The organism is Trichothermofontia sp. (assembly GCF_053493415.1).
In genome coordinates this window covers 1-14334 of sequence record NZ_JBRCAD010000187.1, presented here as the reverse complement: position 1 = coordinate 14334, position 14334 = coordinate 1, and the positions used below count along the sequence as shown (strand labels likewise).

The following is a 14334-nucleotide window of genomic DNA, read 5'->3' as shown; positions in this document are numbered from 1 at the left end:
GGACAAAGCTGCTTCAAGATCAATTTGACAAGCTTCGGGAATGAGGCTATCATAGAACATCATTTTTTATTTGTTAGAGGACAGAATACTGCATTCTGTCCCTTTTTTCCATCGCTTAACCTAACTTTCAACACTTCTGTTCCATAAGGTTTGAACCCAATGCGAAATCTTTATACCTGTGACAACTGCATCTATAACCCTTCCCAGTACCAAGACATCGGCTCTAGGCATGGCTTTTGTTTAAAATACAACTCCCTCCTGCTCCAAGCCTCCCACACAACTTGCAAATTTTTTAGAAGAAAAGACTTACCCCTCTTTCTTGCCGAACAAGGGCACAGGGAACACGCCCGCATCTTCGCAAAGACCAATGGTATCGTCTATTACTATACCCATTTTCCTCAAGAGCAAAAAAACTACTCTGAAAAATACGTCTGGGAAAATAACGTATTTGATATATATGTTCACGAAGTTGCTATTTATTACAAGATCAGCAGCCAAAAATGGACCTATCTTCAGGGATTACTAGCCTCTAGAAACCCCATAAAAAATATTATGCATTCTTCCCTACTACGCGGGTATATTCAGCGGTGTGGGGTAGAAATTGATAATTATAGGTTAATGCTTGCCCTTTCAGCCGATCTGGGTGAACCTATCGACCTGCGTATAAATGACTTTCGAGTTGAAGTTTCCTATGAAGAATTTATTTCATTACGAGAAAGCTATTTGAAAGACATTGTACTCCTACGTCTATACGCAATTCAAGAATATGGGTATTTAATCCAAGATGAGAATATTATCTGGATTTCAGATGAACTCAATGGTGCCATTGAATCCTCTTGGCAAGAATTTATAATGGCTGTGCAAGGGATCGTTCCCATTTTACAACAACGCATAACTGCTTCCGCCCAGCATAGAGGCACATTCTTCCCAGAACAACCAGAAAAAAATCTTAGCCTATAAATTACAATTGACCAAATGAGTAAATCTCCTCACTTGCCTTCTATTCCTAGTTCTAATAGACTTACTTAAAATATAAATTAAATCTACATATGAGAAAATAATCTATGCTTAATGAGATCACAATTAAAAATTTCACAGTCTTCTCTAATGCTGATCTCCAATTCTCTAAAGCATTAAATGTCATAGTTGGAGAAAATGGAACCGGCAAGACCCATCTACTTAAACTGGCCTACTCAGCCCTAGCAACCCATTGGGAAGAAAGTCGAAAGCAAACAAACAGTGTACCAACAAAAACCTTACTGCAAACCCGTTTAGCTGAAAAACTAATCAATGTTTTTCGACCAGAATTCCTAGGACGGTTAGCTAGACGAAAACAAGGACGCGAAAGATGTGATATCAAATTAGACTTTGCCGATCAGCAATTTGACTTTGCCTTCAGCTTTTCGACCAATAGTAAGACAGAAGTTGTCATCGATCAGCTTCCAACCGCTTGGCTTGACAGTGCACCCGCTTATATCCCAACCCGTGAGTTATTAACTATTTCACCCAACTTTGTCTCAGTCTATGAAGGTCATTACCTCGAACTAGAAGAAACCTGGCGAGATACCTGCCTACTCCTCAGTGCGCCCGTACAGCGCGGGCTAAAAGAAAAACGTATCCAGGAGTTAATCGCCCCACTTGAACAGGCAATGGGTGGGAGCATTGAACTTGATAAAAATGGCCGCTTCTACTTAAAAACCGATCGCGGTCGCTTTGAGATGCCCTTAGTCGCAGAAGGTCAACGCAAGCTCGCCATGTTAGCACGTCTAATTGCCACTGGAACCCTAATGGACAAAGGCTTCCTATTCTGGGACGAGCCTGAAGCCAACCTCAACCCCCTACTCATCAAGCAAGTCGCCCAAAGTATCCTTAGTCTGAGTAAAACAGGAATTCAAGTATTTATAGCTACGCATAGTTTGTTTCTACTGCGTGAAATTGATATTTTAATCACTAACGAGAAAAATACCCAATTCAACCCACGATTCTTTGGCTTACATTTCGCCCATGATGAAGTTGTCGTAACCCAAGGAGATGCCGTCGATGAGATTGGAGATATCACCGCACTTGATGAAGAGCTTGCCCAATCTGATCGGTTTATGCATAGCGGAAGCTGAATATGATAGAGATTCAAGTAGATAGTCTAATATTTCAGTTTCTCTGCTCATGGGAAGTTACGAAGTACGATGAATGGGCTTTTTATCGTAACCAGTTCTCTAAAATGCAGTTTGGTACTGGCATCAAAGCAGTTGATCTCTTCGCAATTAATGATGAGGTAATATGGCTAATCGAAGCCAAAGATTATCGACAACATAGCCGGACAAAAGTAATCGATCTAGCTGATGAAGTGGCGCAAAAGGTCTTTTGTACACTTGCAGCAATACTGCCTGCTAAAATTAATGCATCGGATACTTCTGAACAGAATTTCGCCAAAAAGATCTTCCGATGTCAACAGCTACGGGTCGTATTACACCTTGAACAACCCATAAAACATTCAAAGCTTTTTCCACGCGCTATTGATCCTGCAAAATTAAAACTTAAGCTGCGTACTCTGATTAAACCCATTGATCCCCATCCAATGGTAGTTGAGTCTACTCAAATGCGGGGTTTACAATGGACGGTAACGGGACGATAGCAAACCCTTATACACTGAAAACTGATACCGTGAAGTAGTCAAGATGGAAAGACTTCCTCGATCGCATCCTATCCAGGCACTTGCTGAATTTTGGGACACCCACGATCTCACTGATTTTGAAGATCAGTTAGAAGAAGTGACAGAACCTATTTTTGTCCGCGAAAGTCTCGTGCAGATCCATCTACAACCAGTTGAAGTCGAGGCGATTAAACAAGTTGCTCAACAACGGGGAATTGATTACACAGACTTAATTCGAGCGTGGGTCCTAGAAAAGATTCATACCCCATCATGAGGCAATTCAAACTTCAAGGAAAATGCTAATATCCTTGTAAGATTTCTCCACTGCGAATTGCCATGATTGAAACGATCGCGCTCCACAACTTTAAAAGCCATCGCTCCACCCAACTAACCCTGGATGGCTCACGCCTCCATGCCCTAGTCGGTCAAAACAGTTCAGGGAAAACCTCGATTTTACAAGCCCTGCACTGCCTCTGTCGATTAGCTGGCCATGAAAACTCATCCTTCGCCCATATTTTTCAGTATGAGCGATCGCCAGAATTCATAACCACGATCGGGCAAAACTAAATGTCCGTCACCGCCAGCGGCTTTTGGGGATATAAAGCTCCAAAACAGTGGCAAGCTTCCTATACATAGGAACAAAATATAAAGCAGAATTAGTCACCGATCGCATCCTGACAAATCGACAACGGAGAAAGGCAGGATATTCCGGGTAGTTGGAAAAGTTCATTAGCCAGCACCCCAGATCCCACTCCTCAAGCCTTAAGATTTGCTGTGAGGAGCTTGACCAGTTGCCATTAGGAGAGGAACTGATGGTGTTGACGATCGTCCCGAAACCGCAAGCCCCCCGATCGTACCCGGACCCTGCCCACTTGTGCCTAGCAAGAAACGCTGGAACCTGCAAACTGTCAAGCGATAATAGAGGTGATCACAACAAGCATTGCCTACAAGTTTCAGTCAATTGAAAAACAATTGTGGGGTAAGCATCCTGCCGGCCCCTGAAGCAGCCAAGACGGCTATCCCATGATCAATTGGCGATCTACTGAGCCGAAAAGCCGTTTTGGGATAAGCAACCACTGGCAAAACTGGCACAGGACTGTTATTCCTAGAGAGACTCAGAGCCTAGCCTGAGAACAGAAATCCAAAGAAGCCCCGGGATTAACCTATGTTGGCCTTTTTTCGACGCATCACGCGCCTATTCGTGCGTAAGTCTACCCAAGTCGCCCAGGAACCCCTCAATCGGGTTAGTTTAATCATCCTGATCCTGGTCGATATTTTTGTTCTGATCAATGTCTTTAGCGGTCTCGATAATATTGCTAACTGGCCCCTCAGTCCAGAGGAAACTTTTCCCTGCTATGGGGCCTACCAAAGCTATCAAAACGAACGAGAACGACAGGACCCTTTCCAAGTTGATACCCAAACGATCGCCCAAGTCATTGCTGATGCCCAGGCGTGGCAACCCCCCCCTGACAATCGCCACCGCATTGGTAGCGTTAATCCCCTCTGCGTTGAGCATAAACGCCTGAAGCAAGCAGTTTCTACCCCAGAGAATGTTCAGCGACAAGACACGATCGCGACCCTGAAAACCGAGATCGACAAACTCCAACAAACGATCGCGACACTTCAGGCCCAATACGATTCAACGCTGCTCGAAAAAATTGCAGAGCAAGACCCCGAACAATCCATTAATCAATCCACAGCAGCAAAGACCAAGGCGGATATTGAAAGCGCCCAGCGTCAAATCCAGGAAAAGCAACAACAGGTTAAGCAAATTCAACAGGAATTACTCGCTACCCCCGTCGCGATCGCTTATCTCGATGCCCTAGGCAATCCAGAAAGCTACACCAGCCTCAAACGGGGATATGAATCAGCCCAATTCTGGCACCCCAATCTCCAATTTTTGCTGCAACTGCTATTCCTAGCTCCCCTGATCGCGATCGCCTACGGGTGGCACATTAATGCCGTACATCACCAGCGAGGTCTACAGGTTCTCCTGAGTTGGCATTTACTCCTAATTTTCTGCATTCCCTTACTGATCAAGATCTTTACCTTTCTCCAGTTTGGCAATCTGGTTCGCTGGGTCATAGATCTGATTGTTGCCCTTGTTGGTGGCCTCTTATTTGTTGCCAGCTATCTTTTAATCCTGTTCATCCCCCTTCTAGGATTTGGGCTAATTAAGTTTCTCCAGCGATTTATTTTTAATTCCCAAGTCCAGGCGAAAAAGCGCATCCAAAAATCCCGGTGTATTCAATGTAATGCCCGGTTGCGTACCCCTGATCCCTATTGTCCCCATTGCGGCTTTGATCAATATCAGGAGTGCCCCCATTGTCACCACCGCACCTACAAATTTTCCCATTACTGCCGCGCCTGTGGTCAACCCTTACAGCCCAGCGAAGGATAGGCTATCGGGTATCTCAAAAAATACCAATCCTGCGCTTCCAGGCAACATCATCCTAATCGGTTGGGGCAGTTCAACTGCCCCCATCCCAGATTAATCGAAGTGCCCATAAACAGGTGGTCACTTCATGTAAGCACAACGTCGCACTGACAGAAATATTAAAGCTCTCGCAAAATTCCAACATGGGAATTGTCGCAAACAGGGTCGCTTGAGCTAATGCCGTCTCGGGCAAACCGCTTGTTCTAAATAGTCAATAACGGCTTGTAAGATTGGGGCCAGGATAGCCATCTAGATGAAACATACCATCTCCGGACGATCGGGACAAACACGGCGACTCAGGGGATTATTGCTAAGATAGAGGCGATCCAGATTCGGCATAGCTAATAGCGTCGATACCGTATTGTTGGCACCGCTAATCCGATTCGATTCCAGATAGAGAGTATGCAAATTTTGCAGCGATCGCAGGGGCGTAATATCGGAAATCTGATTGGCTCGCAGGGATAAAATTTCCAAATTTACTAACCCACTGAGGGGGCGTAGATCTTGAATCTGGTTGGAACCCATGTAAAGCTGTGTTAGGTTCGTCAAACTCGCCAGAGGACCCAAATCTCGAATGCGATTGACCCCCAAATACAACACGCGAAGCTGGGTTAAACCTGAAAGTGGGCCTAAATCCGTAATTTGATTGTCATGCAAAATTAAAAATTGCAGGTTTTTCATATCCGCCAGCGGCGCGAGATCAGAAATTTCCTGACTGGCCAGATTGAGCGTGACAAAACTACCCAGTTGCATGCCAGCCAGAGTACAATTGTTCGTACTTACCTCATCCATCAGCGCTGCGATCGTATGCTGGGTGGCTTCAGGTAAATCGTCCTTTGCCAAACACCACGCTTCAAAACTATCGAAGGTCTTGGCCTGTTTAGCTTGAGGGGCAGCCATTGCGGTACCGAGACCGCCCAACAAACCCATTAAACACATCCCGGTAGCTAACATTTTTGAAAAACTCGGCATTAGGCAACGACTCATAAGCGTGACTGTTTACTCTGCTAATCAACAACAAGGCAATCGACACTATCGACAATCAGGAACAACACTTGCCCCACAATCGCCGCCATCCACCGGAATGCGTACCGTCCCAGACCCATTATGAGCCACTTGCCCCGGGCTGACCCACTGGGTAGACGACGACTCAGGTGTTCAATCGTATCATACTGTACGCCCTTACCCCACCGCCGATAGCTAGGGCATCTAGAGTAAAGATTAAGTTGTTAGCCCCTCACCTGTACCTCGTTTACACTGGGAGAGAATCGAATTTTTGGGAGCGATTGTGAATGGAAATTTCTCGACCCCAAGCAGCAGCCCCAACCCCCGAAGAGTTGGAAGATCTTGATAAACTGAAAGCTGTCATCGATCGCGCTGTTGCCGATGGCAAAATTACCCAAGGGGAGCTGGCTCAGATTCGACAGGTTGCGACCCACGATGGCAAAATCACGCCACAGGAAATGGAACTCTACCGCACGCTAATTATCGAAAAGATTAATAAAGGAGAGCTGAGTTGGGGCTGGCATTGATCAGTCCATACCCCGCGAACACCACTCCTAGGAGTTCCGTTATGATCCAATTCTCCGATGATTATCTTGAAGTAGAGTCCGCTTTGGCGGACTTTCTTTGTGCCAACTATGCTGCTAACGATCGTCTTTATCTGACTGGGCAATCGACTTGGGCGATCGGGTCGTATCCTTTTCCACGGGTGAATAAGCTTCATGGAATCAAACCTAATGATTAACAGTTTAGCCCTGTCCCATACCCCCTGGTTACTGGCGAATGTAGGTGAAGACGCCAATATCGAACTTGCCAGTTTCCTCATCACCGGGGTACGTGTCCTCCTGATCTTTGGATTAGCTGCGCTTCTGGCCGAAATCCTGGCTCGTTTCAAATTGCCCTCCATTCTAGGATGTTTGCTAACAGGCGTTATCCTAGGGATTTCTGGATTGCACTGGGTGGTGCCCGGGGAGGCGGCAACTAGTCTGAGTCCCGGTTTGGTGAATGTGATCGCGGCTATCTCCCATGCCACCCCGACCGAGATTATTGAGGACTATGAATCGCGGTTTATCATCATCGAGCGGATCGGCGACTTAGGGCTGCTCTGCTTATTATTTTTAACTGGCCTCGAGTCCGATCTGGATGAAATGATCCGCGTGGGGTCCCAGGCCGCCACCGTCGCTGTGGTTGGGGTTATCTTGCCCTTCATGCTGGGGATGTTGGGGTTAATCTATCTTTTCCATGCCCCCGTCATTGTGGCCATATTTGCGGGGGCAGCCCTGACCGCCACCAGCATTGGGATTACGGCTAGTGTGCTGAAGGATTTAGGTCAACTATCCTCTAAGGAAGGCCAAATTATTATTGGCGCAGCCGTTCTAGACGATATTTTGGGAATCGTCATCCTAGCGGTTGTAGTTGCTCTGGTTAAGGAAGGCAACGTCGAACTCTCCCAGATCGCCTATCTTTTCCTGAATGCCATCTTTTTTGTGGGGGGTGCGCTGCTCCTCAGCCGCTATGGCATCCCCTTCTTTAATGCCCTCGCCCAGAAGTTTCAGGTGGAAGGCAGTCCCGTCATGTTAGGCGTCATGGTCATCTTTGTCATGGCAATGGTGGCTGTGGGGCTGCGCTTGGAGTCCGCCTTAGGCGCCTTTGCCGCTGGTCTGGTCATGGGCAGTACCCAGTTGGCAAAGCAACTCGAAGAAGAGATGAAGCCGCTAGTAACGTTATTTGCCACGATTTTCTTTGTCCTAATTGGCATCGAGATTGATCTGAGCTTGTTTAACCCCCTGGAACCCAATAACTGGCCAGGGTTGTTGATGGCCACATTCCTGATTGTGGTCGCGATCGCGGGTAAGCTAGCATCAGGCTTTGCCATCTTGGGTTCGGACCCGGTCAATCGGCTAGCGATCGGCACTGGCATGATCCCCAGAGGCGAAGTGGGCTTAATTTTTGTGGGCTTAGGAACAGCAACAGGCGTTTTGGACTCGGCTACCGATGCCGCCCTAATTTTGATGGTCATTGCCACCACCTTTCTGGCCCCTATCCTGCTACGCTTCGTCTTTACCAACACGGCTTCCCCGGCGAATCTGAATACTAAGCCGGATGCAGGCGGATAGACGCTGGCCAATCCGAGCAAGCTTCACTCGCTCTGTTGAATCCATGCCCCGATACCACCGCCTGCCGCCCCCTTAGCGGTACGTGATATCCTGATCCGAGCTGAGGGAGCGGCGATCGCGGGTCCCTCAGCCCCCCCCTCACTGGCACTTTCCCCAAAGACTGGGCAACGGTGTTCCCAACGGTAAGCGTTGGCAGGGTTAACGATAGCGATTGAAGGCCGTCACCCGCTCCGCATCTTGGAACACCCCTTCTCCCTGGAAGCCTTCAAGTCTGGGTTTAATTTCCACCTTGAGGACATTGCTGGTGTGAATAAACACCGTTTGATCCAGTAGGTGTAACGTCCACCAATCCTCGCGCAAAAAGCGACGGATATCCTGGCGTAGTTCCTGGGGCGGGCTACCGGCTTCGGCAGTGGTGTAGATATTAAAAGTTTCCGTCTGGCCATTGACGAAATAGAACGTGAGTTGCAGGACTCGCGGCTCTTCCCCAGCCACTACGCTATCGTACTCTTGGCTTTGCATCTCAATGTCCCCGCTGCGCTGATTGCTGTCTCCATTCTAAGAAAGGCTGCGACATCTGCCACTGCCGCTGACCGCCCCTTAACGTCGGATTTGAAAGCCCTGGATTGCGGTTGGGGTTTCGTACTCAACCTGAACGTGCGCCACGATCGCGGCGGGCGGACCTTGCTGACACCAGGTAATCATGGCGGCGACCTGGGCTGGACTGCCCTCAAGCCAAGCTTCTACCCGACCATCCCGAAGGTTACGCACCCAGCCATTCACCCCCAATTGCTGGGCTTGGGCTTGGGTGGCACCGCGATAGAAGACGCCCTGAACCTGGCCAGAAATCCAAACATGGGCACAGACAATTGCCTGTGGATCGGTGGGTTGCATCTCACGCCTCACTCGCCATTTTCCCCTCAGCACGCATCCCTACACGCTATCGGTACCGCTACTAAACCGGAATGCCTTTACCCGTACCGCTGGTACCACAAGGCTACCATAGCGCTGGCTGGTCCCCAGCGCATCAATATCCCGCAGCATCTCTGGCAGACATTGATTAAACCGCAAATTTTTAATCGGATAGGCGATTTGCCCATTTTCAATCCAAAAGGTGCCATCGCGGGTCATGCCCGTGACTTCTAGGGTGCGGCTGTTGACCTGGCCCACGTACCAGGCGCGGCTGATCAGAATCGCCCGATCGCTCTGGGCAATCAGGTCTTCCAGGCTGTGGTCACTCCCCATCATCACGGCAGGGAATAGGGACCCCGTGGGCGGCTGGCCTTGCTGCATGGCCCAATAGCGTGAGTAGGCAAGGGTTTGGGGAACCCCGGCCTGAATAATCGGTAAGGAGGGACGGGGTAGACCCTCTCGACTAAAGGGCAGGGTTTGCAAGCGCGGATGGCTGGGATCTCGGTGTAGGGTCACGAGGGGACTGAAGAGTAATTCCCCCAGGCGATTCCCGGTGGGGTTGCCCGTGGCATCGGTACGGGACATGAACGATCGCCCCTCATCGGCACTGCGGGCATCCAGGTGCCAGAGGACATAGCTGAGCAACTCGGCCACAGCGGCCCCGCTTAGAATCACAGGATAGACCCCTGGCGCAACCACACGAGGTTGGCGCGATCGCATCGCCTTGGCGATCACCTGCTCCGTTAAGGAAACGATGGGTAAGGCTTCCCAGGCCCAATCCGTGTGGTGATCCCAGGCCGATCCATCCGCAATGCGGGCCGTAAGATTAAAACGGGCTTCTGTCCAACACCCCGCAGCCCGTAACCCTAGGGAATTTCCGATCGCCAGCAGGGACGCCTCAGTACTGAAGGTGCCGGCCCCTTCTACCCCCGCCTGCCGACACCGATCGCCCACCGCCTGAATCACTTGCCCACGGGTGAGCGGTGACAGGGTCGCCGTAGCCGTATCAAAGGCCGCTGGGCGATCGCCATAGTCCTGGGGCGGCAGGGGCGGCACCCATTCTGGATCAACCGGGGCGATCCGGGCCAAGTCTTCCGAGCGCCGTAGGGTTTTCCGCAGCGAGTCCCAATCCAGATCCGTGGTGGCACTGGACCCACTGCGTTGGCCAAAGTGACTCGTCACGGTTAGCTTGAGGTGCGTCCGGCTGAGGTTTTGGGTCATCTGGTTTTCGGAGAAGCGACTGAGGGCCTCTTCCCCAACACTGAAGCTGACGAAGGCTGTCTCTGCTGCCGATTCAGCCAGTACCGCGTCAATTAAGGCGAGTGCCTCGTCAGCACTGGGTAGGGGCGAGGCGGTAGTCAGGGTCACGATCGCGCTCCCGGTGAGGTGACTCGTCAAGCAACTTAGCCGCTGACCTGCTCGGAACCGCAGGGCTGCCTCCGGTGACCCTTGCCCCACGCGATCACGGGTGGGACCAGACCTTGCAAGCAGCGCTGTAAACTGTCCGGCTGGACGATCGTCCAGAGGTTGATACTCAAACACACTAGGGCTAAGCCACACAGGACAAAGGTGGGCACTTGCACCACGCCGATCGCGAACCAACTCAAAACATGCAACAGCATCAGGATCGCCCATCCAGTACTCAGGCCCACGGTGGTCCGACGCAGCCAGCCCTCCCAACGCCAACCGACTAGCCCCAAAATCACCGCACTGGTCACCAGGTTGGCGGGCACGAGAAAGGCGCAAATGCCAAGGCAATGGCTACGGGAAAAGTCTGCAAGGGGATGGAAGACGTGGAACATGGAGAAGCAACAGCGGCAGTATACGGCAACCGAATTTTTAATAAGCTTAGGCAAACATTCTAGAGTATTTGCTTCAGCAATAATTAACTTTTTTATCAAATCCGGCGGAATTGGTCGGCAGTCATCCCGCGATCGGACGCCATTTAGACGAATCTGTGGCCACCCGCTCACCCAAGACCCCCAGGAACCCTGAGGGCGGAGCCCTATCCCTCTGACTGAACGATCAAGACAATTCCATCCCGCTTTCCTAGGGCAAAAAAATTATTTCTTTACAATTTTTTCATTGCCAGAAGCACCGCCAATTTGATATTTCTTTCTTAAAAGGATATACGCTCGCAGCGTGTAAAAACGGCCAATTTCCTTACCCTGAGGCCAATTGGTCGCCTGCCCTTGCCTCAGTGTAAACTTTTTTGACACATCTTTAAATAAAAATACAAAATGCCTTTTTCCTAGAAAATGGTAAAGTAAGCTACAGTAGTAAATGAACTCGTTCATCTTTTTCGGGCGTTTATCCACTGGTAAAGCCCAGGTAAAGACCGAAGAAGACGGAAGTAGGGACCTGTCCCGAAGGAACGCGCCTCTATTGACGTTAGATATCTAATTTTGCCTGGGAGGCGAAGACGGTTTATGAAACTCACATATCGCGGTGTTAGTTACGAGCCAGCCCCCTCAACTCTCCCTGTGGTTGAGGAACCGGTTGGCGGAATCTATCGTGGCGCAGTTTGGCGGAGACACCGTCCCCAGCAAGAACCTGCTTTGCAGTCGCCAGTACAACTGACCTACCGTGGTGCGCAGTATAGTGCCCATCTTTTCCATGCGCCAGTCCATGCGCCAGAAGCGGTGGCGGCAACAGCAGTTCAGCCAGAGGTGCCCCAGGGGGTTCTGGCCCAAAGTGCGGCAGTGGCTGCTTTCCATTTTCCCCGTAAGTCGAAGCGGGAATTGCTGAGCGAAACGTGGCAACGCCATCGCCAAAATGTACGCCTTTCGACCGAACACCGCCTGGAAGTTGCTCGGCAGAAGGGCGATACCCGGTTGGTGCAAATGCTAGAGCAGGAATTGGACCAATTGGCATACTAACGGTCCTGCCACGGTTAGTGGTCTCCGGATGGTTGTGGGCCGAGGGGGCCTGCGGGCGTACTTCAGTATGGGGGGTGGGTTGATCTCAGGTTGGCGGTTGACAGGCATCACCTGGGAGCAGCCCACCCCCCCGTGATTGGCCCCCGTGATTGGGATCGACGTGGTTGGCGGCGTTAGGTAATGACGGTAGGTTGATCCATACCCGTGAGGGTGCGAATTTGGGCAACATCATCGGCGATCGCGATCAAATCGGCGAGGGCCACTTGGGGATCTAAGCCTTGTTTGCGCGTATCCGGCTCGTAACTTTCCAGGTAGAGCCGGAGGGTAGCGCCTTGGGTGCCTGTCCCCGATAGGCGGAAGACAATGCGCGAGCCATCGGTAAAGCCGATGCGGACGCCCTGTTGGGTACTGACACTGCCATCGATCGGGTCCGTATAGCTAAAATCGTCGGCATACTCGACCGGGTAGCGGCCTAGGGATTGCCCCGCCAGACTGCCGAGTTTGGCCCGCAGGTGGGTAATCAGGGTATTGGCCCGATCGCTGTCCACACCTTCATAATCATGGCGCGAATAGTAATTACGTCCGTAGGTTTGCCAATGTTCCTGGACAATAGTTGCCACCGATTGTTGGCGCACGGCGAGGATATTTAACCAGAACAACACCGCCCAGAGACCATCCTTCTCCCGAACATGGTTAGATCCGGTCCCAAAACTTTCTTCCCCACAGAGGGTGACTTTCCCCGCGTCCATCAGGTTGCCAAAGAACTTCCAGCCCGTCGGCGTTTCGTAGCAGTCTAGGCCGAGTTTGGCCGCAACGCGATCGGCAGCTTGGCTGGTGGGCATTGATCGCGCCACCCCCGCTAACCCATCCCGATAACCCGGCACCAAGGTAGCATTAGCGGCGAGAATGGCCAAGCTGTCGCTAGGGGTGACAAAGAAGTGATCCCCCAGAATCATGTTGCGATCGCCATCCCCATCCGAGGCCGCGCCAAAGGCCGGGGCATTCTCCCCAAATAGGATTTTGACGAGATCATGGGCATAGACCAGGTTAGGGTCAGGGTGACCGCCACCGAAGTCAGGTAGGGGGATGCCATTTTGAACCGTACCCGCTGGCGCACCGAGGCGACGTTCCAGGATGGCGTGGGCATAGGGACCCGTGACCGCGTGCATGGCATCAAAGGCCATTCGGAAGTCTGCCCCACTCAGCAATTGCTGAATACGATCGAAATCAAACAGGGTTTCCAACAGGGCGGCATAGTCCTGTACGGAGTCGATCACCTCTACAACCATGTTACCTAGGCGGGATTCGCCCAAGCGATCGAGATCAATATCGCCAGCGTCAAGAATTTTATATTCACGAATCTCCTTACTGCAGGCATAGATCGCTTCCGTTACCTTTTCCGGCGCGGGGCCGCCATTTTCGGTATTGAATTTCACCCCAAAGTCACCCGTGGGTCCCCCAGGGTTATGGCTAGCCGAGAGGATAATACCCCCCATAGTTTTATACTTACGGATCACGCAGGAGGTCGCCGGAGTGGAGAGAATACCGGCATACCCGACCTTAACCCTGGCAAAACCATTCGCAGCAGCCATTTTCAGAATGATCTGGATCGCTTCTCGGTTGTAGTAGCGCCCATCCCCACCGAGAACCAAGGTTTGGCCTGCGGGGTTGCCAATCGTGTCAAAAATCGACTGGACAAAATTTTCCAGGTAGTGGGGAGTCTGGAAAACGGGGACGGACTTGCGGAGTCCAGAAGTACCCGGTTTTTGGTCGGGAAAGGGTTGGGTGGATACGATCCGAATGTCCATGATTTACCAAGTTGCGATGTAAGAATAGCGCGACTGAATAGCAGGAGCCAGTTCCAGCGCCTATTCCCTATTGTCGGGCATGTGCTTCACTTTCTGACCGCTGCCCCGATGCAGGGTCTAGGGCTGATTGGCGACAAAACTCGAACCGCCCTCACCCCAATCCCTCGCCCAGAGCGGGCGAGGGGCTTTTGCAGCCGGTTTTGGCATGGCAGTCCTTTCTCCCACTAGGGGATTTAGGGATGTCAATCAACCAGGGGTCTAAGGTTGCCCCTGAACTCAGAGGGGCACTTCTGCGATCGCCCCTAGATCCAGGACAACCTCATCCTGCCGGTTTTCCCGCTGACACCGGGCGACAAAATGGCAGGCGGGACAGATCCCAAGCTTTTCCGCCACTTGGGGAAAATCCTCCCCCCGTTGATAGCGATCGTGCCAATCAGAGAGACGCTGGAGCAGGTGGGTCAGATCGTGCGTTGTCCTCTCGTGCTGCGCCGCACTGTAGGCGATCGTGACGGCGGTGGGTGGGGTGGGG

General features: G+C 51.1%; 16 protein-coding genes, 1 pseudogene and 1 riboswitch. Of the genes and pseudogenes, 9 read left to right on the top strand and 8 right to left on the bottom strand.

The window, feature by feature from the left end:
- Positions 1 to 159 precede the first annotated feature (159 nt).
- The 6 genes from ACWIUF_RS16545 (at position 160) to ACWIUF_RS16520 (ending at position 5051) form a co-directional block, all read left to right on the top strand.
- Positions 160 to 960 (top strand): hypothetical protein, encoded by an 801-nt coding sequence (locus tag ACWIUF_RS16545; RefSeq protein ID WP_448573626.1) that lies wholly within the window; start codon positions 160 to 162, stop codon positions 958 to 960.
- A 104-nt stretch (positions 961 to 1064) separates the two neighbouring features.
- On the top strand, positions 1065 to 2114 hold the full coding sequence (locus ACWIUF_RS16540) for an AAA family ATPase (RefSeq protein WP_448573625.1): 1050 nt from the start codon (positions 1065 to 1067) through the stop codon (positions 2112 to 2114).
- Between the two features lie 2 nt (positions 2115 to 2116).
- A complete protein-coding gene (locus ACWIUF_RS16535) occupies positions 2117 to 2632 on the top strand; it encodes a hypothetical protein (RefSeq protein ID WP_448573624.1) in 516 nt (171 codons plus the stop codon).
- Positions 2633 to 2675: 43 nt separating this feature from the next.
- Entirely contained in the window at positions 2676 to 2924 is a 249-nt protein-coding gene (locus tag ACWIUF_RS16530; RefSeq protein WP_448573623.1) for a CopG family antitoxin, read from the top strand.
- 62 nt (positions 2925 to 2986) lie between these two features.
- Complete coding sequence (locus tag ACWIUF_RS16525) at positions 2987 to 3217, top strand: AAA family ATPase (protein ID WP_448573622.1); 231 nt, start codon at positions 2987 to 2989, stop codon at positions 3215 to 3217.
- A gap of 598 nt (positions 3218 to 3815) precedes the next feature.
- A complete protein-coding gene (locus ACWIUF_RS16520; RefSeq protein WP_448573621.1) occupies positions 3816 to 5051 on the top strand; it encodes a hypothetical protein in 1236 nt (411 codons plus the stop codon).
- A gap of 285 nt (positions 5052 to 5336) precedes the next feature.
- Here the strand turns inward: ACWIUF_RS16520 and ACWIUF_RS16515 are convergent, their stop codons facing one another.
- Positions 5337 to 5987: a leucine-rich repeat domain-containing protein gene (locus ACWIUF_RS16515; RefSeq protein WP_448573620.1), complete on the bottom strand. Its 651-nt coding sequence runs from the start codon at positions 5985 to 5987 to the stop codon at positions 5337 to 5339.
- A 392-nt stretch (positions 5988 to 6379) separates the two neighbouring features.
- On the opposite strand from ACWIUF_RS16515, the gene ACWIUF_RS16510 reads away from it, so the two are divergent.
- Together ACWIUF_RS16510 and ACWIUF_RS16505 are read left to right on the top strand one after the other, a co-directional pair.
- Positions 6380 to 6619 carry a hypothetical protein gene (locus ACWIUF_RS16510; protein ID WP_448573619.1) on the top strand — a complete coding sequence of 80 codons (240 nt, stop codon included), beginning with the start codon at positions 6380 to 6382 and terminating at the stop codon, positions 6617 to 6619.
- Positions 6620 to 6826: 207 nt separating this feature from the next.
- A complete protein-coding gene (locus tag ACWIUF_RS16505; protein WP_448573618.1) occupies positions 6827 to 8206 on the top strand; it encodes a cation:proton antiporter in 1380 nt (459 codons plus the stop codon).
- Positions 8207 to 8404: 198 nt separating this feature from the next.
- Here the strand turns inward: ACWIUF_RS16505 and ACWIUF_RS16500 are convergent, their stop codons facing one another.
- The 5 genes from ACWIUF_RS16500 to ACWIUF_RS16480 all read right to left on the bottom strand — a co-directional run bounded on the left by ACWIUF_RS16500 (position 8405) and on the right by ACWIUF_RS16480 (position 11436).
- Positions 8405 to 8728, bottom strand: coding sequence for a hypothetical protein (locus ACWIUF_RS16500; RefSeq protein WP_448573617.1), 324 nt, complete (start codon positions 8726 to 8728; stop codon positions 8405 to 8407).
- Between the two features lie 78 nt (positions 8729 to 8806).
- A complete protein-coding gene (locus tag ACWIUF_RS16495) occupies positions 8807 to 9100 on the bottom strand; it encodes an acylphosphatase (RefSeq protein ID WP_448573616.1) in 294 nt (97 codons plus the stop codon).
- 39 nt (positions 9101 to 9139) lie between these two features.
- Positions 9140 to 10516 (bottom strand): TldD/PmbA family protein, encoded by a 1377-nt coding sequence (locus ACWIUF_RS16490; protein WP_448573615.1) that lies wholly within the window; start codon positions 10514 to 10516, stop codon positions 9140 to 9142.
- Between the two features lie 5 nt (positions 10517 to 10521).
- Entirely contained in the window at positions 10522 to 10920 is a 399-nt protein-coding gene (locus tag ACWIUF_RS16485) for a hypothetical protein (RefSeq protein WP_448573614.1), read from the bottom strand.
- A gap of 261 nt (positions 10921 to 11181) precedes the next feature.
- Positions 11182 to 11436 carry a hypothetical protein gene (locus ACWIUF_RS16480; protein ID WP_448573613.1) on the bottom strand — a complete coding sequence of 85 codons (255 nt, stop codon included), beginning with the start codon at positions 11434 to 11436 and terminating at the stop codon, positions 11182 to 11184.
- Positions 11407 to 11499, top strand: a riboswitch (Glutamine riboswitch). It overlaps the preceding gene by 30 nt.
- A gap of 48 nt (positions 11500 to 11547) precedes the next feature.
- Here ACWIUF_RS16480 and ACWIUF_RS16475 point away from each other — a divergent pair.
- Entirely contained in the window at positions 11548 to 11997 is a 450-nt protein-coding gene (locus ACWIUF_RS16475) for a DUF4278 domain-containing protein (protein WP_448573612.1), read from the top strand.
- Positions 11998 to 12170: 173 nt separating this feature from the next.
- Here the strand turns inward: ACWIUF_RS16475 and ACWIUF_RS16470 are convergent, their stop codons facing one another.
- Both ACWIUF_RS16470 and ACWIUF_RS16465 read right to left on the bottom strand, forming a co-directional pair.
- Positions 12171 to 13805 carry an alpha-D-glucose phosphate-specific phosphoglucomutase gene (locus ACWIUF_RS16470; RefSeq protein WP_448573611.1) on the bottom strand — a complete coding sequence of 545 codons (1635 nt, stop codon included), beginning with the start codon at positions 13803 to 13805 and terminating at the stop codon, positions 12171 to 12173.
- A 276-nt stretch (positions 13806 to 14081) separates the two neighbouring features.
- A pseudogene (locus ACWIUF_RS16465) lies at positions 14082 to 14334 on the bottom strand (PD-(D/E)XK nuclease family protein); the annotation flags it as partial.

Coding starts and splice junctions, on each gene's coding strand:
- ACWIUF_RS16515 (WP_448573620.1), bottom strand. CDS start 5,987: ATGGCTGCCCCTCAAGCTAAACAGGCCAAGACCTTCGATAGTTTTGAA.
- ACWIUF_RS16535 (WP_448573624.1), top strand. CDS start 2,117: ATGATAGAGATTCAAGTAGATAGTCTAATATTTCAGTTTCTCTGCTCA.
- ACWIUF_RS16525 (WP_448573622.1), top strand. CDS start 2,987: ATGATTGAAACGATCGCGCTCCACAACTTTAAAAGCCATCGCTCCACC.
- ACWIUF_RS16530 (WP_448573623.1), top strand. CDS start 2,676: ATGGAAAGACTTCCTCGATCGCATCCTATCCAGGCACTTGCTGAATTT.
- ACWIUF_RS16485 (WP_448573614.1), bottom strand. CDS start 10,920: ATGTTCCACGTCTTCCATCCCCTTGCAGACTTTTCCCGTAGCCATTGC.
- ACWIUF_RS16470 (WP_448573611.1), bottom strand. CDS start 13,805: ATGGACATTCGGATCGTATCCACCCAACCCTTTCCCGACCAAAAACCG.
- ACWIUF_RS16475 (WP_448573612.1), top strand. CDS start 11,548: ATGAAACTCACATATCGCGGTGTTAGTTACGAGCCAGCCCCCTCAACT.
- ACWIUF_RS16540 (WP_448573625.1), top strand. CDS start 1,065: ATGCTTAATGAGATCACAATTAAAAATTTCACAGTCTTCTCTAATGCT.
- ACWIUF_RS16520 (WP_448573621.1), top strand. CDS start 3,816: ATGTTGGCCTTTTTTCGACGCATCACGCGCCTATTCGTGCGTAAGTCT.
- ACWIUF_RS16505 (WP_448573618.1), top strand. CDS start 6,827: ATGATTAACAGTTTAGCCCTGTCCCATACCCCCTGGTTACTGGCGAAT.
- ACWIUF_RS16545 (WP_448573626.1), top strand. CDS start 160: ATGCGAAATCTTTATACCTGTGACAACTGCATCTATAACCCTTCCCAG.
- ACWIUF_RS16510 (WP_448573619.1), top strand. CDS start 6,380: ATGGAAATTTCTCGACCCCAAGCAGCAGCCCCAACCCCCGAAGAGTTG.
- ACWIUF_RS16495 (WP_448573616.1), bottom strand. CDS start 9,100: ATGCAACCCACCGATCCACAGGCAATTGTCTGTGCCCATGTTTGGATT.
- ACWIUF_RS16500 (WP_448573617.1), bottom strand. CDS start 8,728: ATGCAAAGCCAAGAGTACGATAGCGTAGTGGCTGGGGAAGAGCCGCGA.